Raw genomic sequence first — 21880 nt, 5'->3', positions numbered from 1 at the left:
AGAACCCGTGTTCTGAAGTTAACCCGACCTTCACATCAACTATTGACTTCAGGAAATGAACACATAAGCTCTGGGCTGTCTCCCGCCTCCGGGTGGTGCCCGATCTTGACCTGTGCGCCACTAGGAGAACGGACGGAACCCCCCACGGAGCACACCTTGACCAGCAGCACAGCGCAGTCGGCGGCGTCGGGCGGCGGAAACACGTCCGCGCCCGACCACCTCGGCCACGTCATCTTCATCACCGCGGCCGCCGCGATGGGCGGCTTCCTCTTCGGATACGACAGCTCCGTGATCAACGGCGCCGTCGTCGCCATCCGGGACCGCTTCGACATCGGCTCCGGCGCGCTCGCCCAGGTGATCGCCGCCGCGCTGATCGGCTGCGCCATCGGCGCCGCCACCGCCGGCCGGATCGCCGACCGGATCGGCCGTATCCGCTGCATGCAGATCGCGGCCGTCCTGTTCACCGCGAGCGCCATCGGCTCGGCCCTGCCCTTCGCCCTCTGGGACCTCGCCGTCTGGCGCGTGATCGGCGGCTTCGGCATCGGCATGGCCTCCGTCATCGGCCCCGCCTACATCGCCGAGGTCTCCCCGCCCGCCTACCGCGGCCGGCTCGCCTCCTTCCAGCAGGCCGCGATCGTCATCGGCATCGCCGTCTCGCAGCTGGTCAACTGGGGCATCCTCAACCTGGCCGACGGCGACCAGCGCGGCACGGTCGGCGGCCTGGAAGCCTGGCAGTGGATGCTCGGCGTGATGGTCGTCCCCGCCGTGCTCTACGGGCTGATGTCCTTCGTCATCCCGGAGTCCCCGCGCTTCCTGATCTCCGTCGGGCGCACCGACGAGGCCCGCAAGGTGCTCGCCGAGGTCGAGGGTGAGCGCACCGACCTCGACGCGCGCGTCGCCGAGATCGAGACGGCCATGCGCTCCGAGCACAAGTCCACCTTCAAGGACCTGCTCGGCGGCCGCTTCGGCCTGCTCCCCATCGTCTGGATCGGCATCGGCCTCTCGGTCTTCCAGCAGCTCGTCGGCATCAACGTGATCTTCTACTACAGCTCCTCGCTGTGGCAGTCCGTCGGCATCGACCCGACCAGCTCGTTCCTGTACTCCTTCACCACGTCGATCATCAACATCATCGGCACGGTGATCGCGATGATCTTCGTGGACCGCATCGGCCGCAAGCCGCTCGCGCTGATCGGCTCCGCGGGCATGGCGCTCTCCCTCGGCCTGTGCGCCTGGGCGTTCTCGTACAAGACCGACGTCGCCGGCGAGATCTCCATGCCCGAGACCCAGGGCACCGTCGCGCTGATCGCCGCGCACGCCTTCGTGCTCTTCTTCGCCCTCTCCTGGGGCGTGGTGGTCTGGGTGCTGCTCGGCGAGATGTTCCCCAACCGCATCCGGGCCGCCGCGCTCGGTGTGGCCGCCGCCGCCCAGTGGGTCGCCAACTGGCTGATCACGGTCACGTTCCCGACCCTGTCGGACTGGAACCTCTCCGGGGCGTACGTCATCTACACGGTCTTCGCCGTGCTCTCGATCCCCTTCATCCTCAAGTGGGTGCCGGAGACCAAGGGCAAGGCGTTGGAGGAGATGGGGTAACCACTCCCCGCCACCACCCCCTCCCCTCCACGGCGCTGCCCCGGCTCAGTCCTTGAGCCGGGGCAGCACCCGTTCGCACAGCAGCCGCAGGCTGCGCCACCCCTCCTCCAGGGGCATCCCGCCGCACAGCGGGTGCAGCACCAGGTTCCCCGCCTCGCCCGCTCCCCGGGCGTACGCCACCGCCTCCTGCGGCGTGAGGATCCGGTAGACCCCTTCGGCCCGCAGCTCCTCGACCGTGCGGGCGCCGGAGCGGACCGCCGAGCGGATGTCCTCGGACTGCCAGGAGGCGTACGTCCCCGCCTCGTGCAGGAAGTGCTTCCCGTACAGCGCCCACGCCCGGTCCGGGTCCTCGGAGACGTGCAGCAGCGGCGTCTGCTCCGCCGGCATCATGCAGAAGCCCTCGGTGCCGTACTCGGCGAGCCGCTCCCCGTAGTACGCCTCCAGCTCCGGCAGGTGCGCGCTCGGGAAGAACGGCAGCCCCAGCCGGGCCGCCCGCCGCGCCGCCGCCTTCGAACTGCCGCCCACCAGCAGCATCGGGTGCGGCCGGGTGAACGGCACCGGGGTCACCTTCACGGTGCGGCCGCGGAACTCGAAGGGCTCGCCGGTCCACGCCTGGAGCAGGGTCTCCAGCAGCTCGTCCTGGAGCCTGCCGCGCCGGCCCCACTCCACCCCGTGCTGCTCGTACTCCTCGGGCCGGTAGCCGATGCCCGCCACCGTCACCAGCCGCCCGCCGCCGATCAGGTCCAGGACGGCGATGTCCTCGGCCACCTTCAACGGGTCGTGCAGCGGGCCGATGATCGCCGAGACGGTGACCGCGATCCGCCGGGTGGCGCCGAGCACCGCGCCCGCGAACGCGAAGGGCGAGGGCAGCCAGTGGTTGTCCGTGCCGTGGTGCTCCTCGGTCTGGACCGTGTCGATCCCGTGCGTGTCGGCGTACCGGGCCATCTCCACCGCCGCCTGGTAGCGGGCGGCGAGGCTCTCGGGGGTGCCGTGCGGGTCGACGAGGTTGAAGCGGGCCACGGTGACGGGCATGGAGGGGTCCCCCTTCGCCGGATGCGGTCGTGCGGGCGAGGGGGGACGTTAGCTGACGCAGCGTCAGTTGGACAGGGCTCCGGCGGGCTCGCGCTCCTCCCCGGCGGGCTCCCGGCCGGCCGGGGCGGGGGAGGCGTCGCGCGGCAGTACGGCGTACAGCGCTCCGGAGGTGAGGATGCCGGCCACCCAGCCCAGACCGTTCTCGCCGATCCAGGTCGTGGCCAGCGGGCCGGTGAACCAGTCCACCTTCGTGAACAGCGCGCCCACCACCAGGGCCGCCCCCCAGGCCGTCATCGCCTGCCAGGCGAACCCGCCCCGGTACCAGTAGGCGCTGGTGCGCGTCGTGTCCAGCAGCGCCGGGCCGTCGTAGGAGGTGCGGCGCAGCATGTCCACGCCGAAGACCCCGATCCACGCGGAGAAGGCCACGGCCAGCAGGGTCAGGAAGGAGATGAACGAGCCGAAGAAGCTGGTCGCGACCACCATCAGCAGGAAGCCGAAGACCAGGCTGATGACGGCGTTCACGCTGACCGCCCAGGCGCGCGGCACCTTGATCCCGAGGGTCTGCGCGGTGAAACCGGCGGAGTACATCGACATCGAGTTGATCAGCAGCATGCCGAGGAGGGCGATCAGCAGGTAGGGGACCGCGATCCAGGTCGGCAGCAGCTCGCCGATGAAGGAGACCGGGTCCTGGGCGCTGGCCAGGTCCGGGGTGCCGACGGCCATCACCGCGCCCATCAGCACCATCGGCAGCACGACCACGCCGGCGCCGCCGACCGTCGCGCCGACCACGCCCTTGGCGGAGGCCGTGCGGGGCAGGTAGCGGGTGAAGTCGGGCCCGGACGGCACCCAGCTGATGCCACCGGCCGCGATGGTGCCGATGCCCGCGATCATCATCGCCGTGGAACCGGCCGGCTTGCCGAGGACGGCCGACCAGTCGGTGGTGACGAGCAGGTAGCCGAGGACGAGCACGCTGAAGGCGCCGAACAGGTACGTCGACCAGGTCGAGCAGACCCGCAGCGCGTTGATCCCGAGCCCGGACACCGCGAAGGTGCAGCCCACGAAGAAGAGCAGGGTGACGACGATCAGGGCGGTGCTGCTCTTGATCCCGAAGAGGAGGTCGAGGACGGTCAGGACGGCGTAGGCGCCGCTGACCGCGTTGATCGTCTCCCAGCCCCAGCGGGCCACCCAGATCAGAGCCCCGGGGAAGAGGTTGCCGCGCTGGCCGAAGACGGCCCGCGAGAGCGCCATGCCGGGGCGCCGCCGCGCTTGCCGGCGATCGATATCAGCCCCACCAGCCCGTACGAGACGACCGGCGCGGCCACGCCGACGACCAGCACCTGCCAGATGTTGAGCTCGTTGAAGATCACCAGCCCCGCACCCATGGTGAGCAGCAGCACGCTGATGTTGGCGGCGACCCAGGTGGGCACCAGCTCGCGGACCCGTCCGCCGCGCTCGCCGTCCGGTACGGGCTCCAGCCCCCGGCTCTCGACTGCGCCGTCGGCGGCGTTCTCTTCGGCAGGCATGCGTACTCCGTGGAAGCGGGGCTGAGGACAATCCGCCCATCATCGTAGATGTGGCGTTAAGACCACAAATGGCGGATCGGTGCCCGGTGGGAACGTCCAAGGTCCGGGGTCCCGGGTGGCCCGTGTCCGATACTGGGGTGGTTATGGAAATCCTGATCCTTGCTGTAGTCATCGCCCTGGTCGCGGTCGGCGCGATCAGCGGGCTCGTGGTCAGCAGCCGCAAGAAGAAGCAGCTGCCCCCCACGGCACCGCCGAGCACGCCGACCATCACTGCCCCGCCTGCCGAACCGCAGGTGGGGGAGGACGCCGTAGAGACGGCGGAAGAGCCGCGCCGCACCATCGAGGAGGTCGTGCTCCCGGAGGCGGAGACCGCGGCTCCGGTCGAGGCGCCGGCTGAGGAGCCCGAGGCCCCGGCCGCGCCCGAGATCGAGGTGCCCGAGCCCACCGCCGGCCGCCTGGTCCGGCTGCGCGCACGGCTCGCCCGTTCGCAGAACTCCCTCGGCAAGGGCCTGCTCACGCTGCTCTCGCGCGAGCACCTCGACGAGGACACCTGGGAGGAGATCGAGGAGACCCTCCTCATCGCGGACGTCGGCGTCGCGCCCACCCAGGAGCTCGTGGAGCGGCTGCGTGAGCGGGTCAAGGTGCTCGGCACCCGGACCCCCGCCGAGCTGCGCGGCCTGCTGAAGGAGGAGCTGGTCGCCCTCGTCGGCACCGACTTCGACCGCGCCGTGAAGACCGAGAGCGGCGTCGACACCCCGGCCGTCGTGATGGTCGTCGGCGTCAACGGCACCGGCAAGACCACCACCACCGGCAAGCTCGCCCGGGTGCTCGTCGCCGACGGCCGCAGCGTGGTCCTCGGCGCGGCCGACACCTTCCGCGCCGCCGCCGCCGACCAGCTCCAGACCTGGGGCGAGCGCGTCGGGGCGCGCACCGTGCGCGGCCCCGAGGGCGGAGACCCCGCCTCGATCGCCTTCGACGCGGTCAAGGAGGGCATCGCCGAGGGCGCGGACGTGGTGCTCATCGACACCGCCGGCCGCCTGCACACCAAGACCGGACTCATGGACGAGCTCGGCAAGGTCAAGCGCGTCGTGGAGAAGCACGGCCCGCTGGACGAGGTCCTGCTGGTCCTCGACGCCACCACCGGCCAGAACGGCCTGACCCAGGCGCGCGTGTTCGCCGAGGTCGTGGACATCACCGGCATCGTGCTGACCAAGCTCGACGGCACCGCCAAGGGCGGCATCGTCGTGGCCGTCCAGCGCGCGCTGGGCGTCCCGGTCAAGCTCATCGGCCTCGGTGAGGGCGCGGACGACCTGGCCCCCTTCGAGCCGGAGGCCTTCGTCGACGCCCTGATCGGCGACTGAGCCGACGGGCCGTCCCCGCAGACGAGTGCCCCCGCCTCCGGAACCCCGGACGCGGGGGCACTGCTCCGTGCGGGGCCGGGAGGGCCGGTACGGGCCGGGGCGTCAGCGCCGGAAGCGGTGGCAGGTGTACGCGAGGGTGCCCAGCAGCAGCCGCGCCTGCGGGGGCCCGCCCGCGCAGTCCAGCGCGGGCCGGCGCAGCCAGACGGCCGGGCCGAGGCCCGCGTGGTCGGAGGGCGGGGCGGTCAGGAAGGCTCCGTGGCCCAGGGCGCGCAGGTCCAGATCGGCGTCGTCCCAGCCCATCCGGTACAGCAGCTCGGGCAGCTCGGCCGCGGCGCCGGGGGCCACGAAGAACTGCGCGCGGCCGTCCGGGGTCGCCGTCACCGGTCCCAGCGGCAGGCCCATCCGCTCCATCCGGACCAGGGCCCGCCGGCCGGCCTCCGCGGAGACCTCGATGACGTCGAAGGCGCGGCCGGCCGGGAGCAGGATCGCGGCGCCCGGGTACTCGCCCCAGATCGCGGTGACCTCGTCGAGGGTGGCGCCGCCCGGGACGGTGGGAGCGAAGTCCAGCGGATGCGCCCCCGGCGTGAGGCAGTTCGTATGACCGCAGGAGCAGTCGCGGGCCGGACCCGCGGCGCGGGCGCCGGGGACCGCGTCCCAGCCCCAGAGGCCGGTGTACTCCGCCACCGTCGTGCACTCCGAGGTGCGGCCGCGGCGCCGGACGCCGGAACGGAATTCCTTGGTGCTGCGGCTGCCGCCGATCGTGAAGCCCATGCCCATGCCCTCTCCAACGGGTCGGACGCGCCGGTGGTTACGACGTCGGCGAGACCTCTCGGAGGCCGGATGAAGCACGCCTTCCACCAGGGCCGCCCGGCGCACTCCTCGCCGCGCGCGCCCCGGGCGCGCTCCCGTCCAACCGTTCCGTTTCGCCTTCCTGTCAAGTGAATCGCGCCTGGCCGGTGGCGAGTTCATTCAAAGGGGTGGCGAATGGTGGCGTTTCCGGGATCGACCTCGCCGACGGGGTGATCGTAGGATTACTTTCGGTGCACGAACCCCGTGCGGCGGCCCATCCGTGGGTATGCCGGAGGCAATGCGTGGAGGACCTGTGAAGGTCCCCGGCGGCAACGGCCGCCCCGGCCAGGGTTTCGTGTGTAGAAGCGATGCGGATGGGGGCGTTCCAGTGAGCGGCAGCGGCGCAAGCGGAACGAGCGGGGAATCAGCCGACCGCAACGAGCAGCTGACCTCCTGGTTCGTACGCAGCGGCTGGTCCAAGGGCGAGCTCGCCCGTCAGGTCAACCGCCGGGCCCGCCAGATGGGCGCCCACCACATCAGCACCGACACCTCCCGGGTCCGCCGCTGGCTCGACGGCGAACAGCCCCGCGAACCCGTGCCGCGCATCCTCTCCGAGCTCTTCTCCGAACGCTTCGGCTCCGTCGTCGCCATCGAACAGCTCGGCCTGCGCACCGCCCACCAGACCCCCTCCGTCTCCGGCGTCGACCTGCCCTGGGCGGGCCCGCAGACCGTGGAACTGCTCAGCGAGTTCTCCCGCAGCGACCTCATGCTGGCCCGCCGCGGTTTCCTCGGGACCTCCCTCGCCCTCTCCGCCGGCCCCGCCCTCATCGAGCCCATGCAGCGCTGGCTCGTCCCCGTCCCGGCCGCCGACCCGGGGCCGCAGGCAGGGGGCGGGCCGACGGGAGCCCTCTCCGGCTACCGGCCGCCCCGGCTCTCCGAGCCCGAGCTCGACCTCCTCGAAGCCACCACCGTGATGTTCCGCCAGTGGGACGCCCAGTGCGGCGGCGGACTGCGCCGCAAGGCCGTCGTCGGCCAGCTCCACGAGGTCACCGACCTGCTCCAGGAGAGCCACCCGGCCCCCGTCATGAAGCGGCTCTTCAAGGTCGCCGCCGAACTCGCCGAACTCGCCGGCTGGATGAGCTACGACGTCGGCCTGCACCCCACCGCCCAGAAGTACTTCGTCCTCGCGCTGCACGCCGCGAAGGAGGCCGGGGACAAGCCGCTGGGCTCGTACATCCTCTCCGGCATGAGCCGCCAGATGATCCACCTCGGCCGCCCCGAGGACGCCCTGGAACTCATCCACCTCGCCCAGTACGGCAGCCGCGACTGCGCCGGACCGCGCACCCAGGCCATGCTCTACGCGATGGAGGCCCGCGCCTACGCCAACATGGGCCAGCCCAGCCGCTGCAAGCGGGCCGTGCGCATGGCCGAGGACACCTTCAGCGACGTCGGCTTCGGCGACGAACCCGAACCCGACTGGATCCGCTTCTTCTCCGAGGCCGAACTCAACGGCGAGAACTCCCACTCCTACCGCGACCTGGCCTACGTCGCCGGCCGCAGCCCCACCTACGCCTCCCTCGCCGAACCCGTCATGGAACGGGCCGTCGAGCTCTTCGCCAAGGACGGGGAGCACCAGCGTTCCTACGCCCTCAACCTCATCGGCATGGCCACCGTCCACCTGCTCCAGCGCGAACCCGAGCAGGCGACCGTCCTCGTCGACCAGGCCCTCGACGTGGCGCGAAAAGTGCGCTCCGAACGGGTGAACACCCGGCTCCGCAAGACCGTCGACATCGCCGCCCGTGAATACGGCGACGTCGCCGAGGTGGTCCGGCTGACCGACCTCCTCGCCTCCCGCCTCCCCGAGGCCGCCGAGGCCGTCTGAGCCGCCCCAGGGCCCTGGCACGCGCCTGACGTGCGCCCGATCCCCGCCTGACCCTCACATGACACGGACCGGACCCGCACCTCACCGGTTCATTCAGGCGTAACACGCCCGACCTCTTCGTCATCGGAGCGAAACACCGAGCGGCGCCGCCGGAAACCGGCCTGCGCGAACCTCAGGGCCAATAACCGGCCAGACCTTGCGCCGCCGCTCAGGTTCCCACGATCGCCCGCACGCGAACGTACCGACGACGAGGAGACGCCGATGGCATCAGCCATCACGACCCTCGCTGCAGACGCCCCCACCCTGTCTGCCGCGAACACCGGGTTCATGCTCATCTGCTCCGCCCTGGTCATGCTGATGACCCCGGGACTCGCCTTCTTCTACGGAGGCATGGTCCGCGTCAAGAGCAGCCTCAACATGCTGATGATGAGTTTCGTCAGCCTCGGGATCGTCACGATCCTGTGGGTGCTCTACGGCTTCAGCCTCGCCTTCGGCACCGACTCCGGCTCGGTCATCGGCTGGAACTCCGACTACGTCGGCCTCAGCGGCATCGGCCTCACCGAGCTCTGGGACGGCTACACCATCCCCGTGTACGTCTTCGCCGTCTTCCAGCTGATGTTCGCGGTCATCACCCCCGCCCTGATCAGCGGCGCCCTCGCCGACCGCGTCAAGTTCAGCGCCTGGGTCCTCTTCACCGCCCTGTGGGTCACCGTCGTCTACTTCCCCGTCGCCCACTGGGTGTGGGGCGCCGGCGGCTGGCTCTTCGAGCTCGGCGTCATCGACTTCGCCGGCGGCACCGCCGTCCACATCAACGCCGGCGCTGCCGCCTTCGGCGTCATCCTCGTCATCGGCAAGCGCGTCGGCTTCAAGAAGGACCCGATGCGCCCGCACAGCCTGCCCCTCGTGATGCTCGGCGCCGGCCTGCTGTGGTTCGGCTGGTTCGGCTTCAACGCCGGATCCTGGCTCGGCAACGACGACGGCGTCGGCGCCGTCATGTTCGTCAACACCCAGGTCGCCACCGCCGCCGCCATGCTCGCCTGGCTCGGCTACGAGAAGCTGCGCCACGGCTCCTTCACCACCCTCGGCGCCGCCTCCGGCGCCGTCGCCGGCCTCGTCGCCATCACCCCGGCCGGCGGCTGCGTCAGCCCGCTCGGCGCGATCGCCGTCGGCGCCATCGCCGGTGTGCTGTGCGCCATGGCCGTCGGCCTCAAGTACAAGTTCGGCTACGACGACTCCCTCGACGTGGTCGGCGTCCACCTCGTCGGCGGCGTCGCCGGCTCCCTGCTCATCGGCCTCTTCGCCACCGGCGGCGTCCAGTCCGACGCCAAGGGCCTCTTCTACGGCGGCGGCTTCGAACAGCTCGGCAAGCAGGCCATCGGAGTTTTCTCCGTCCTCGCCTACTCCCTCGTCGTATCGGCGATCATGGCCTTCCTCATCGACAAGACCATCGGGATGCGGGTCGCCGAGGACGTCGAGGTCTCCGGCATCGACCAGGCCGAGCACGCGGAGACCGCCTACGACTTCAGCGGCGCCGGCGGCGGGATCTCCGCACGCCCCGCCGCCTCCCACGCCCCCGTGGCCGCCGCCAACAAGAAGGTCGACGCATGAAGCTGATCACCGCCATCGTCAAGCCCTACAAGCTCGACGACATCAAGGAAGCCCTCCACGCCTTCGGAGTCCAGGGCCTGACCGTCTCCGAAGCCAGCGGATACGGCCGCCAGCGCGGCCACACCGAGGTCTACCGCGGCGCCGAGTACACCGTGGACCTCGTACCGAAGATCCGCATCGAGGTCCTCGCCGACGACGACGAGGCCGAGGAGCTCGTCAACGTCATCGTCAGCGCCGCCCGCACCGAGAAGATCGGCGACGGCAAGGTGTGGAGCGTCCCCGTGGACTCGGTCGTCCGGGTCCGCACCGGCGAGCGCGGCGCCGACGCCCTCTAGATGACGGGAGCTCCCGGGTGACGAGCGTCGAAGAGACCACGGAAGACCCCACCGGCTCGGGACCCAGCGGATACGCCGCGGCCCGGCTGCGACTCCTCCAGGAGGAGTCGCGGTCCGGGCCGTCACGGCGTTCCGCCCTGTCCGCACTGACCGACCAGTGGCTGAACGGCCTGTTCACGACCGCCGCGCAGGAAGCCGGCGTACGGGGCGCGGCCCTCGTCGCCGTCGGCGGCTACGGACGCGGGGAGCTCTCCCCGCGCAGCGACCTCGACCTGCTGCTGCTCCACGACGGCAAGGCCCGCCCCCAGGCGCTCGGCGCCCTCGCCGACCGCCTCTGGTACCCCGTCTGGGACACCGGAGTCGCCCTCGACCACTCCGTACGCACCCCCGGCGAGGCCCGCAAGGTCGCCGCCGAGGACCTCAAGGCCCACCTCGGGCTGCTGGACGCCCGGCTCGTCGCGGGCGACGCCGGACTCCTCGCCGGGCTGCGCACCGCGGTGCTCGCCGACTGGCGCAACCAGGCCGCCAAACGGCTCCCGCAGCTCCACGCCCTGTGCCGGGAGCGCGCCGAACGGGCCGGGGAGCTGCGCTTCCTGCTGGAGCCCGACCTCAAGGACGCGCGCGGCGGGCTCCGGGACGCCACCACCCTGCGCGCCGTCGCCGCGTCCTGGCTGGCCGACGCCCCGCGCGAGGGGCTCGCCGAGGCCCGGCGCCGGCTGCTGGACGCGCGGGACGCGCTGCACCTGGTCACCGGCCGGGCCACCGACCGGCTCTCGCTCCAGGAACAGCCCCAGGTCGCCGCCCGGCTGGGGCTCCTCGACGCGGACGCACTGCTGCGCGAGGTGTACGAGGCCGCCCGGGTGGTCGCCTACGCCGGCGACGTCACCTGGCGGGAGGTGGGGCGCGTCCTGCGGGCCAGGGCCGCCCGGCCGCGGCTGCGGGGGCTGCTGGGCACGCGGGGGGCGGCGGCCGCCGCCGAGCGGGCGCCGCTGGCCGAGGGGGTCGTGGAGTCCGAGGGGGAGGCCGTCCTGGCGCTCGCCGCCCGGCCCGACCGGGACCCCGTCCTGCCGCTGCGCTTCGGTGCGGCCGCCGCACAGGCCGGGCTGCCCGTCTCGCTGCACGCCGTACGCCGGCTCGCGGCGCAGGCCCGGCCGCTGCCCGTGCCCTGGCCCGCCGAGGCGCGGGAGCAGCTGCTGACCCTGCTGGGCGCGGGGGAGCCGATGGTGGGGGTGTGGGAGGCGCTGGAGGCCGAGGGGCTGATCAGCCGGCTGCTGCCCGACTGGGAGCGGGTGCGCTGCCGCCCCCAGCACAACCCCGTGCACACCTGGACCGTCGACCGGCACCTGATCGAGACGGCCGTACGGGCCTCGGCGCTGACCCGCCGGGTCGGCCGGCCCGACCTGCTGCTGATGGCGGCCCTGCTGCACGACATCGGCAAGGGCTGGCCCGGGGACCACTCCGTCGTCGGCGAGACCATCGCGCGCGACATGGCCGTACGGGTGGGCTTCGACGCCGAGGACGCCGCCGTGCTGGGCACCCTCGTACGCCACCACCTGCTGCTCGTGGACACCGCGACCCGGCGGGACCTCGACGACCCGGCGACCGTGACCGCCGTGGCCCGCGCCGTCGGCTCGACCGGCACCCTGGAGGTCCTGCACGCCCTGACCGAGGCCGACGCCCTGGCGACGGGGCCGGCGGCGTGGAGCACCTGGCGGGGCTCGCTGGTGGCCGACCTGGTGCGGCGGGTCGCCGCCGTGCTGAGCGGGGAACCGGCCGCCGGCCCGGAGCCGGAGGGTCCCACCGCGGAACAGGAGCGCCTGGCGCTGGAGGCGCTGCGCACCGGGGAGCCGGTGCTCACGCTGCACGCCCGGCAGGAGGAGGACGACGCCGTCGGGGTCGAGCTGGCCGTGGCCGTACCGGAGCAGCCCGGGGTGCTCCCGGCGGTGTCCGGGGTGCTGGCGCTGCACCGGCTGACGGTGCGGGCCGCGGACCTGCGGTTCCTGGAGCTGCCGGACCATCTGGGCGAGGTGCTGGTGCTGCGGTGGCGGGTGGCCGCGGAGTACGGGGCGCTGCCGCAGGCGGCCCGGCTGCGGACCGATCTGATCCGGGCGCTGGACGGCTCGCTGGACGTCCCGGCGAAGCTGGCGGGCCGCGAGGCGGCCTACCCGAGGCGGCGGGGGGTCGTGCCGCCGCCGCCCCGCGTCACGGTGGTCCCGGACGTCTCCCCGCTGGCCACGGTCCTGGAGGTCCGCGCCCCGGACGCGGTGGGTCTCCTCCACCGGATCGGGCGGGCCCTGGAGGCAGCCGGGGTCCGGGTGCGCAGCGCGCACGTCTCCACGCTGGGCGCCAATGCCGTGGACACGGTCTACGTGGTCGACCCGGACGGCAAGCCCCTGCCGGCCGCGGCGGCCGCCGCCGTCGCCGCCCAGGTCCAGTCGGCCCTGGCGTAGCCGCTGCGCGGCCGGTGCGCTCAAACGCCGCGCGGGCTGGAATTTCGCTGTGTGAAATCCAGCCCCGCGCAGCGGCACCGCAACCCCGCCCCCGGGGAGCGGCGGGGCCGGATACCCTGGGGGGCGACCACACCGCCCCCGACCCGAGGAATCGCGACCACCGTGTTCGATACGCTTTCCGACCGCCTCAGCGCGACCTTCAAGTCCCTCCGGGGCAAAGGCCGCCTCTCCGAGCAGGACATCGACGCTGCGGCGCGGGAAATCCGTATCGCCCTCCTCGAGGCCGACGTCGCGCTCCCCGTCGTCCGCTCCTTCATCGCGAACGTCAAGGAAAGGGCCCGCGGCGAGGAGGTCAGCAAGGCGCTGAACCCCGGCCAGCAGGTCCTCAAGATCGTCAACGACGAGCTGGTCTCCATCCTCGGCGGCGAGACCCGCCGCCTGCGCTTCGCCAAGACCGCGCCGACCGTGATCATGCTGGCCGGTCTCCAGGGTGCCGGTAAGACCACCCTCGCCGGAAAGCTCGGCCTCTGGCTGAAGGGGCAGGGCCACTCCCCGCTCCTCGTCGCCTGTGACCTCCAGCGCCCCAACGCCGTCAACCAGCTCAGCGTCGTCGCCGAGCGGGCCGGCGTGGCCGTCTACGCCCCGGCCCCCGGCAACGGCGTCGGCGACCCGGTGCAGGTGGCCAAGGACTCGATCGAGTACGCCCGCACCAAGCAGTACGACATCGTCATCGTCGACACCGCCGGCCGCCTCGGCATCGACGCCGAGCTGATGCAGCAGGCCGCGGACATCCGCGACGCCGTCAGCCCCGACGAGATCCTCTTCGTCGTCGACGCCATGATCGGTCAGGACGCGGTCAACACCGCCGAGGCCTTCCGCGACGGCGTCGGCTTCGACGGCGTCGTGCTCTCCAAGCTCGACGGCGACGCCCGGGGCGGTGCCGCGCTCTCCATCGCGCACGTCACCGGCAAGCAGATCATGTTCGCCTCGAACGGCGAGAAGCTCGACGACTTCGACGCCTTCCACCCGGACCGCATGGCGGGCCGGATCCTCGACATGGGTGACATGCTCACCCTCATCGAGCAGGCCGAGAAGACCTTCTCGCAGGCCGAGGCCGAGAAGATGGCGGCCAAGCTCGCCAAGGGCCCCAAGGAGTTCACGCTCGACGACTTCCTGGCCCAGATGGAGCAGGTCCGCAAGATGGGCTCCATCTCCAAGCTCCTCGGCATGCTGCCGGGCATGGGCCAGATCAAGGAACAGATCAACAACATCGACGAGCGCGACGTCGACCGCATGGCCGCGATCATCAAGTCGATGACCCCGGCCGAGCGCCAGGACCCGACGATCATCAACGGCTCGCGCCGCGCCCGTATTGCCAAGGGTTCCGGTGCCGAGGTCAGCGCCGTCAAGGGCCTCGTCGAGCGGTTCTTCGACGCCCGCAAGATGATGTCCCGCATGGCCCAGGGCGGCGGCATGCCGGGCATGCCCGGGATCCCGGGGATGGGCGGCGGCCCCGGCCGGCAGAAGAAGCAGGTCAAGCAGGCCAAGGGCAAGCGCAAGAGCGGCAACCCGATGAAGCGCAAGGAAGAGGAGGCCGCGGCCGCGGCCCGGCGCGAGCAGGGCGCCCAGCCCGGGCTCCCCGCCGCCGGCGGCAACCCGTTCGGGCTCCCGGCGGGCGGCGGCCAGCCCGGCCAGGACTTCGACCTGCCGGACGAGTTCAAGAAGTTCATGAAGTAGCGGTCATACGAACAGGGCCCCGCCGTGCACGCACGGCGGGGCCCTGTCGTTGCGGGGGCACGGGCCCAGTCGTGCGGGGGCAATGAGGCGGTTTGTCGCTTATGGTCGGCCGGGAGGACGGCATAAGGAGGCCCACGTGCCCAGCCCCACCCCCGTACCGCCACGCGACCGGGCCGACACCCCCTGGCGCTCGGAGGGCGCCCCGCCCAGCCCGCCGCCCCGCAAGAAGATGCCCGGCGGCTGGCGCGGGCTCATCGTCGCGGCCCTGATCGTCTACCTGATCGCCAACGTCGTGCTGTCCTTCTTCAACGAGGGCGACGGGCCGACGATCTCCTACACCGAGTTCAGCAAGCAGGTCACCGACGGCAACGTCGAGAAGATCTACTCCAAGGGCGACGCCATCCAGGGCGAGCTGAAGGCCAAAAAGCCCGTCCCCGGCGGCCACGGCGACTACACCAAGTTCGTCACCCAGCGCCCCGCCTTCGCCGACGACCAGCTGTGGTCCGGCCTCACCTCCAAGGGCGTCACCGTCACCGCCTCCCCGGTCGTCGAACAGCGCAGCTTCCTGGCCAACCTGCTGATCTCCCTCGCCCCGATGCTGCTCCTGGTCGCCCTGTGGCTGCTCATCGCCCGCCGGATGGGATCCGCCATGGGCGGGCCCGGCGGCTTCGGCCGCAAGGCGCCGCCCCGGCCCGTCGAGCTGGAGGGCGCCAAGCGCACCACCTTCGACGACGTGGCCGGGATCGACGAGGTCGAGGGCGAGCTCAGCGAGGTCGTCGACTTCCTCAAGAACCCCCAGCAGTACCGCAGGCTGGGCGCCCGGATGCCGGGCGGCGTGCTGCTGGCCGGCCCGCCCGGCACCGGCAAGACCCTCCTCGCCCGCGCCGTCGCGGGCGAGGCCGGGGTGCCGTTCTTCTCGGCGTCCGCCTCCGAGTTCATCGAGATGATCGTCGGTGTCGGCGCTTCCCGGGTGCGCGAGCTCTTCGCCGAGGCCCGCAAGGTCGCCCCGGCGATCATCTTCATCGACGAGATCGACACCATCGGGCGTGCCCGCGGCGGCTCCGCCGCCATGGGCGGCCACGACGAGCGCGAGCAGACCCTCAACCAGATCCTCACCGAGATGGACGGCTTCTCCGGCTCCGAGGGCGTGGTCGTCCTGGCCGCCACCAACCGCGCCGACGTCCTCGACCCCGCCCTGACCCGCCCCGGGCGCTTCGACCGCACCGTCGCCGTCTCCCCACCCGACAAGGCGGGCCGCGAGGCCATCCTGCGCATCCACACCCGCGACATCCCCCTCGCCGCCGGCGTGGACCTGGCCCAGGTCGCCCGCATCACCCCCGGGATGACCGGTGCCGAGCTGGCCAACCTCGCCAACGAGGCCGCCCTCCTGGCGGTCAAACGCCGCCAGGACACGGTCACCCAGGCCGACCTCTCCGACGCCCTGGAGAAGGTCCAGCTGGGCGCCGAGCGCCCCCTCGTGATGCCCCAGGAGGAGCGCCGCCGCACCGCCTACCACGAGAGCGGCCACGCCCTGCTGGGCATGCTCCAGCCCGGCGCCGACCCCGTACGCAAGATCACCATCGTGCCGCGCGGCCGCGCGCTCGGCGTCACCCTCTCCACCCCCGACGCCGACCGCTACGCCTACACCGAGCCCTACCTGCGGGGCCGCATCATCGGCGCGCTCGGGGGCATGGCCGCCGAGCACGTCGTCTACGACGTGATCACCACCGGCGCCGAGAGCGACCTCGAACAGGTCACCAACATCGTCCGCGGCATGGTCGGCCGCTGGGGCATGAGCGAGCGCGTCGGCCGCCTCACCGCCATCCCCTCCGACGCGCAGAGCCCGTACGGACTGACGGCCGCCCCCGCCACCCTCGACGTCGTGGACCACGAGATGCGGCGGATCGTGGACGAGTGCTACGAGGAGGCCTGCCGCCTGCTGACCGAACACCGCCCGCAGCTCGACGCCCTGGCGGAGGCCCTGCTGGCCGCCGAGACCCTGGACGAGCACGCCGCGTACGAGGCGGCCGGCATCCCCCGCCTCACCAAGGACCACGGCACCCGGTGACCGCTACGCCACCCGGGCGATGACGTACCGCAGGATGTTCGGCAGCCACACGGCGCCGTCGGCCCGCTCGAACGGGTGAAGCGCCTCCGCGAGCTCCTTCTCCGCCAGCGCCGGGTCCGCCGCCGCGCAGGGCCCGGCCCCGGTCCCGGCGACCGGGTACAGCCCGGTCGACAGCAGCCCGCGCACGGCGCTGTCCGTGTCGGCGTACCCGAACGGGCAGAACACCCGCCCCGACCCGTCCGGCAGCAGCCCGGCCTCCTCCGCCACCGCGTCCAGGTCCCGGACCACCGGCCCGCCGCCCAGCACCGCCGGCACCGTGCACCGCTCGGCCGGCCCCCAGCCGGCCAGCACCACCGCACCGCCCCGCCGCACCGCGGGCAGGGCCGCGGCCAGGGCGCCCGGGTCGGGGGAGAAGGCCAGCAGCACGTCGTAGGGGCGGGCCGCGGGCACCGGCGGAGCCGCCACCACCTCCAGCAGCCGTTCCCGGGCCAGCGCCCGCAGGGCCGGGTCCGCCTCCACGCCCGTGGCGGTGGCGCCCCGCCCGGAGGCCAGCAGCAGGGCCAGCCCGGCCCCGCAGCCGAGCCCCAGCAGCCGGGTGCCCGGCCCGACCTCCAGACGGTCGTAGACCGCCTCGTACAGCGGTACCAGCATCCGTTCCTGGATCTCCGCCCAGTCCCGGGCGACGAGCGTCGCCGTCGGCGTCGGTGTCATCGAAAGAGCGCTCCTGATTCCGTCTCGCCCCCTTGCCCCCGTTGCCAGAGAACTCCCCATCGGCCCCCGCGTCCAGAGGAGTGCGCCACCCGATTCACGCATCCGGTGCCCGGCGCCGTACCATTCGCGCCATGGCAAAGGCACCCGTTCTCACCCCGCAGGCGGAGGATTTCCCCCGCTGGTACCAGGATCTGATCAACAAGGCCGAGCTGGCCGACAACGGTCCGGTCCGCGGCACCATGGTCATCCGACCGTACGGCTACGGCCTGTGGGAGCGGATGCAGCAGGAGATGGACGCCCGCATCAAGGAAGCCGGCGCCCAGAACGCCTACTTCCCGCTGTTCATCCCGCAGTCGTACCTGACGAAGGAGGCGGAGCACGTCGAGGGCTTCGCCCCCGAGCTCGCGGTCGTCACCCACGGCGGCGGCAAGGAGCTGGACGAGCCGGTCGTCGTCCGGCCCACCTCCGAGACGATCATCAACGACTACTTCTCCAAGTGGGTCCAGAGCTACCGGGACCTGCCCCTGCTGATCAACCAGTGGGCCAACGTCGTCCGCTGGGAGATGCGCCCCCGCGTCTTCCTCCGTACGAGCGAGTTCCTCTGGCAGGAGGGCCACACCGCCCACGCCACGTACGAGGACGCCCGCGACTACGCCGCGCACATCCACCGGAACGTGTACGGCGACTTCATGACCAACGTGCTCGGCATCGACGTCGTGCTCGGCCGCAAGACCCCCAAGGAGCGCTTCGCCGGCGCCATCAACACCCTCACCCTCGAGGGCATGATGGGCGACGGCAAGGCCCTGCAGATGGGCACGAGCCACGAGCTCGGCACCAACTTCGCCAAGGCCTTCAACACCTCCTACCTCTCCAAGGAGGGCCAGCAGGAGCTGGTCTGGCAGACCTCGTGGGGCGTCTCGACCCGCATGGTCGGCGGCCTGATCATGTCCCACGGCGACGACAACGGCCTGCGCGTCCCGCCGCGCCTGGCGCACGTCCAGGTCGTCGTCATGGCGATCAAGGGCGACGAGGCCGTGGCCAAGGTCCGCGAGCTCGGCGCCCAGCTGAAGGCCGCCGGCCTCCGCGTCCACGTGGACGACCGCGTCGACACCCCGTTCGGCCGCCGCGCCGTGGACTGGGAGCTCAAGGGCGTACCGGTCCGCATCGAGATCGGCCCGCGCGACCTGGAGAACGGCACCGCCATGCTCGCCCGCCGCATCCCGGGCGGGAAGGAGCCGGTGCAGATCGACGCGCTGGCCGACCTGCTGCCCAAGGTGCTGGAGGAGGACCAGGCCCAGCTGCTGCGCGAGTCCCGCGAGCGCCGGGTGTCCCGTACGAGCGACGTCGCCACCATCGAGGAGGCCGCCGAGGCCGCCCTCGCCGGCGGCTGGGCGCGGATCCCGTGGAGCGTCCTGGGCCCGGAGGGCGAGGCCAAGCTCGGCGAGCAGGCCGTGACCGTCCGCTGCCTGGTCGCCGAGGACGGGTCGGTTCCGGAGGCCGACGACGCCCCCGGTACGCTCGCGATCGTCGCGCGCTCGTACTGAGCCCTGAGTCCTGCTTCCACGCCCCCGGCGCGCGGCTTCGGCCGTGCGCCGGGGGCTGGTTTTTTCGGTCGGCGTTACGTACCGACTCCTCCTGGGATCGACGCACCCGTCCTCGTCAGGACGCATGAGAGTGAACTGACTGGTACGTGCAAAAAATTTGGAATGGCCCGGAATCGGAACACCGGGGCACCCCGGCTCGTTGTCACGACGTGAGCACGACACCACCTGTTCTCGCCGCAGAGCTGGCGCAGGCGTGGGCCGACATTCAGCGGTACCACCCCGAGCTGCCTGACCTTGCCGCGCCCGAGTCCCTGATCGGAGAGTCCTCGTCCGCCTGTGGCGCCGAGCTCTCCTTCGAGCGACTGCTGCACGAGGCAGTCCACGGCATCGCGGCCGCCCGCGGAGTCCGTGACACCTCGCGAGCGGGCCGCTACCACAACCGCAGATTCCTCGCGATCGCCGAGGAGATGGGGCTGGACCACTCCGAGGAGCCGCACGCCAGCAGCGGGTTCTCCCTGGTCTTCCTCAACACCGAGGCCAAGAAGCGCTACCGGCCCACGATCGAGCGGCTCCAGCGCGCCCTCAAGGCGCACACGGTCGCCACGGCCGCCGACACCAAGCGCAGCTTCCGCGGTCCGGCCGCCCGGCACGGCTCCTCGGGCGGCGGCGTGCGCGTCAAGGCGGTCTGCGACTGCGGGCGCAACGTCCGGGTCGTCCCGTCCGTCCTGGCCCAGGCGCCGATCGTGTGCGGGGGCTGCATGAAGCCGTTCCGGATCCCCGAGGTCGCCACCGCGGCGGCGTCCTGACGCGGTGCCCCGGGCGGGCGGTGTGGTGATCCTCCCCGCTCGGAGGCGCGGCGGGCATGTGGCACAATGGGCAGCTGTACTCGACAGTCGCATAGGACCCCTCTCTCCTCCGGCTGACGCGTCCATCGGGCACCCGAGTACCGCAACCCCACGTGGCATCTCAAGTGCCCAACCACGTCAAGTTCAGGAGACACCACTCCAGTGGCAGTCAAGATCAAGCTCAAGCGCCTCGGTAAGATCCGCTCCCCTCACTACCGCATCGTCGTCGCCGACGCCCGCACCCGCCGGGACGGCCGCGCGATCGAGGAGATCGGCATCTACCAGCCGACGTACAACCCCTCGCGCATCGAGGTCAACGCCGAGCGCGCGCAGTACTGGCTGTCCGTGGGCGCCCAGCCCACCGACGCCGTTCTCGCCATCCTGAAGCTCACCGGTGACTGGCAGGCGCACAAGGGCCTCCCGGCCCCCGCGCCGCTGCTGCAGCCGGCGACGAAGGAAGACAAGCGTCGTTCCTTCGACGAGTTCGCCAAGGCCCTCGAGGGCATCGGCGAGGCCAAGGGCGAGGCCATCACGCAGAAGAAGAAGGCCGACAAGAAGGCGGACGAGGCTGAGGCCTCCGCCGAGTCGACCGAGGCCTGAGCATGCTCGAGGAGGCTCTTGAGCACCTCGTAAAGGGCATTGTGGACAACCCCGACGACGTGCAGGTCGCCTCGCGCAACCTGCGCCGCGGGCAGGTGCTCGAGGTCCGGGTGCACCCCGAAGACCTCGGGAAGGTGATCGGCCGCAACGGCCGCACCGCACGTGCACTGCGTACCGTCGTGGGCGCCATCGGCGGGCGGGGGATCCGCGTCGACCTCGTCGACGTGGACCAGGTCCGCTGAGCAGTTGAATCACCGGCACGGGCCGGGGAGGGCATATGTGCCCGCCCCGGCCCGTCGTCGTCTGAAGAGGAGAGGCACGAACAGTGGAGCTCGTAGTCGCGCGGATCGGCCGCGCCCACGGGATCAAGGGTGAGGTCACCGTCGAGGTGCGCACGGACGAGCCCGAGCTGCGGCTCAGCCCCGGCGCAGTGCTCCGCACCGAACCGGCGTCGGCGGGCCCGCTGACCATCGAGACGGGCCGGGTGCACAGCGGCCGGCTCCTGCTGCGCTTCGCGGGCGTCAAGGACCGCACCGCCGCCGAGGCGCTGCGCAACATCCTCCTCATCGCGGACGTGGACCCCGCGGAGCTGCCGGAGGAGGAGGACGAGTACTACGACCACCAGCTGATGGACCTGGACGTGGTGCTGGAGGACGGTACCGAGATCGGCCGGATCACCGAGATCTCCCACCTGCCCTCGCAGGACCTGTTCATCGTCGAGCGTCCGGACGGTTCCGAGGTCATGATCCCCTTCGTCGAGGAGATCGTCGCCGAGATCGACCTGGAGGAGCAGCGCTGCGTCATCACCCCGCCGCCGGGGCTGATCGACGACCACGCCGTGATCGCCTCCGCCCGTGACGCCGAGGCCGAGGCGGCCGGGGCGGGCGAGGCGGGCGAGGCCGCGGACTCCGGGGACGACGCCTGATGCGGCTCGACGTCGTCACGATCTTCCCCGAGTACCTGGAGCCCCTGAACGTCTCCCTCGTCGGCAAGGCGCGGGCCCGCGGGCAGCTCGACGTCCACGTGCACGACCTGCGGGACTGGACGTACGACCGGCACAACACGGTCGACGACACCCCGTACGGCGGCGGCCCGGGCATGGTCATGAAGACCGAGCCGTGGGGCGAGGCCCTGGACGCGGCGCTGGCCGACGGCTACGAGTCCGGCGCGCACGGTCCCGTCATGGTCGTCCCCACGCCCAGCGGCCGGCCCTTCACCCAGGAACTGGCCGTCGAGCTCTCCGAGCGCCCCTGGCTGATCTTCACGCCGGCCCGCTACGAGGGCATCGATCGCCGCGTCATGGACGAGTACGCGACGCGGATGCCGGTCTACGAGGTCTCCATCGGCGACTACGTGCTGGCGGGCGGCGAGGCGGCCGTCCTGGTCGTCACCGAGGCCGTGGCCCGGCTGCTGCCCGGGGTCCTCGGCAACGCCGAGTCGCACCGCGACGACTCCTTCGCCCCCGGCGAGATGGCCAACCTGCTGGAGGGCCCCGTCTACACCAAGCCCCCGCAGTGGCGTGGCCGCGAGATCCCCGAGGTGCTGCTCAGCGGCCACCACGGGAAGATCGCCCGCTGGCGCCGGGACGAGGCCTTCCGCCGCACGGCGCAGAACAGGCCCGACCTGATCGAGCGCTGCGAGGCCTCCGCCTTCGACAAGAAGGACCGGGAGATCCTCAGCATCCTGGGCTGGAAACCGTCCGGAGACGGCCGATTTTGGCGCAGGCCCGAGGCCGTGGAAGAATAGGCGGCTGCTGTGTGCTCGCGTACGCCCCTGCCACAGGGGGATCGTCGTCCGCCGAGTAG

Annotated in this window: 17 protein-coding genes and 1 pseudogene; 14 read left to right on the top strand and 4 right to left on the bottom strand. The window is 72.0% G+C overall.

Annotation, left to right across the window (positions count from 1 at the left end; translation table 11 throughout):
* Positions 1 to 156 precede the first annotated feature (156 nt).
* Positions 157 to 1590, top strand: a complete 1434-nt coding sequence (locus tag AB0F18_RS02035) for a sugar porter family MFS transporter (protein WP_362053755.1) — start codon at positions 157 to 159, stop codon at positions 1588 to 1590.
* A gap of 45 nt (positions 1591 to 1635) precedes the next feature.
* Here the strand turns inward: AB0F18_RS02035 and AB0F18_RS02030 are convergent, their stop codons facing one another.
* Together AB0F18_RS02030 and AB0F18_RS02025 are read right to left on the bottom strand one after the other, a co-directional pair.
* Positions 1636 to 2622 carry an LLM class flavin-dependent oxidoreductase gene (locus AB0F18_RS02030; protein ID WP_362053752.1) on the bottom strand — a complete coding sequence of 329 codons (987 nt, stop codon included), beginning with the start codon at positions 2620 to 2622 and terminating at the stop codon, positions 1636 to 1638.
* A gap of 63 nt (positions 2623 to 2685) precedes the next feature.
* Positions 2686 to 4145 (bottom strand): annotated as a pseudogene (locus AB0F18_RS02025) (cytosine permease).
* 143 nt (positions 4146 to 4288) lie between these two features.
* Between AB0F18_RS02025 and ftsY the strand changes: the two are divergent.
* Positions 4289 to 5506: a signal recognition particle-docking protein FtsY gene (gene ftsY / locus AB0F18_RS02020; RefSeq protein ID WP_362053962.1), complete on the top strand. Its 1218-nt coding sequence runs from the start codon at positions 4289 to 4291 to the stop codon at positions 5504 to 5506.
* A 102-nt stretch (positions 5507 to 5608) separates the two neighbouring features.
* Here the strand turns inward: ftsY and AB0F18_RS02015 are convergent, their stop codons facing one another.
* Complete coding sequence (locus AB0F18_RS02015) at positions 5609 to 6277, bottom strand: bifunctional DNA primase/polymerase (protein ID WP_362053749.1); 669 nt, start codon at positions 6275 to 6277, stop codon at positions 5609 to 5611.
* Between the two features lie 406 nt (positions 6278 to 6683).
* On the opposite strand from AB0F18_RS02015, the gene AB0F18_RS02010 reads away from it, so the two are divergent.
* The 6 genes from AB0F18_RS02010 to ftsH all read left to right on the top strand — a co-directional run bounded on the left by AB0F18_RS02010 (position 6684) and on the right by ftsH (position 16375).
* The gene (locus AB0F18_RS02010; RefSeq protein WP_362053746.1) at positions 6684 to 8177 is read left to right on the top strand and encodes a hypothetical protein; all 1494 of its coding nucleotides are present in this window, start codon (positions 6684 to 6686) and stop codon (positions 8175 to 8177) included.
* A gap of 261 nt (positions 8178 to 8438) precedes the next feature.
* Positions 8439 to 9785: an ammonium transporter gene (locus tag AB0F18_RS02005; RefSeq protein WP_362053743.1), complete on the top strand. Its 1347-nt coding sequence runs from the start codon at positions 8439 to 8441 to the stop codon at positions 9783 to 9785.
* The gene (locus tag AB0F18_RS02000; RefSeq protein ID WP_362053740.1) at positions 9782 to 10120 is read left to right on the top strand and encodes a P-II family nitrogen regulator; all 339 of its coding nucleotides are present in this window, start codon (positions 9782 to 9784) and stop codon (positions 10118 to 10120) included. Before AB0F18_RS02005 ends, AB0F18_RS02000 begins: the two co-directional genes overlap by 4 nt.
* A gap of 17 nt (positions 10121 to 10137) precedes the next feature.
* Positions 10138 to 12570: a [protein-PII] uridylyltransferase gene (locus AB0F18_RS01995; protein WP_362053737.1), complete on the top strand. Its 2433-nt coding sequence runs from the start codon at positions 10138 to 10140 to the stop codon at positions 12568 to 12570.
* Between the two features lie 162 nt (positions 12571 to 12732).
* On the top strand, positions 12733 to 14307 hold the full coding sequence (gene ffh, locus AB0F18_RS01990; RefSeq protein ID WP_362053734.1) for a signal recognition particle protein: 1575 nt from the start codon (positions 12733 to 12735) through the stop codon (positions 14305 to 14307).
* Positions 14308 to 14443: 136 nt separating this feature from the next.
* Entirely contained in the window at positions 14444 to 16375 is a 1932-nt protein-coding gene (gene ftsH / locus AB0F18_RS01985; RefSeq protein ID WP_362053731.1) for an ATP-dependent zinc metalloprotease FtsH, read from the top strand.
* Between the two features lie 3 nt (positions 16376 to 16378).
* Here ftsH and AB0F18_RS01980 read toward each other — a convergent pair whose 3' ends face one another.
* Entirely contained in the window at positions 16379 to 17086 is a 708-nt protein-coding gene (locus AB0F18_RS01980) for a methyltransferase type 11 (protein ID WP_362053728.1), read from the bottom strand.
* A 131-nt stretch (positions 17087 to 17217) separates the two neighbouring features.
* Between AB0F18_RS01980 and proS the strand changes: the two genes are divergently transcribed.
* From proS to trmD, 6 genes are all read left to right on the top strand, one after another.
* Positions 17218 to 18630 (top strand): proline--tRNA ligase, encoded by a 1413-nt coding sequence (gene proS / locus AB0F18_RS01975; RefSeq protein WP_362053725.1) that lies wholly within the window; start codon positions 17218 to 17220, stop codon positions 18628 to 18630.
* A 209-nt stretch (positions 18631 to 18839) separates the two neighbouring features.
* A complete protein-coding gene (locus AB0F18_RS01970; protein WP_362053722.1) occupies positions 18840 to 19436 on the top strand; it encodes a hypothetical protein in 597 nt (198 codons plus the stop codon).
* A gap of 201 nt (positions 19437 to 19637) precedes the next feature.
* Complete coding sequence (rpsP, locus tag AB0F18_RS01965) at positions 19638 to 20075, top strand: 30S ribosomal protein S16 (RefSeq protein WP_362053719.1); 438 nt, start codon at positions 19638 to 19640, stop codon at positions 20073 to 20075.
* A gap of 2 nt (positions 20076 to 20077) precedes the next feature.
* A complete protein-coding gene (locus AB0F18_RS01960; protein WP_042810017.1) occupies positions 20078 to 20317 on the top strand; it encodes an RNA-binding protein in 240 nt (79 codons plus the stop codon).
* A gap of 83 nt (positions 20318 to 20400) precedes the next feature.
* On the top strand, positions 20401 to 21000 hold the full coding sequence (rimM, locus tag AB0F18_RS01955; protein ID WP_362053716.1) for a ribosome maturation factor RimM: 600 nt from the start codon (positions 20401 to 20403) through the stop codon (positions 20998 to 21000).
* Positions 21000 to 21821, top strand: coding sequence for a tRNA (guanosine(37)-N1)-methyltransferase TrmD (trmD, locus tag AB0F18_RS01950; RefSeq protein ID WP_362053713.1), 822 nt, complete (start codon positions 21000 to 21002; stop codon positions 21819 to 21821). The genes rimM and trmD overlap by 1 nt, the downstream gene beginning before the upstream one ends.
* The last annotated feature ends 59 nt before the right edge of the window (positions 21822 to 21880 follow it).

Origin of the sequence: Streptomyces sp. NPDC029216, assembly GCF_040648015.1 — a bacterium.
Taxonomy (GTDB): Bacteria; Actinomycetota; Actinomycetes; order Streptomycetales; family Streptomycetaceae; genus Streptomyces.
Note: the sequence above shows the minus strand (reverse complement) of the source record. Positions and strands in the feature narration are given on the sequence as shown.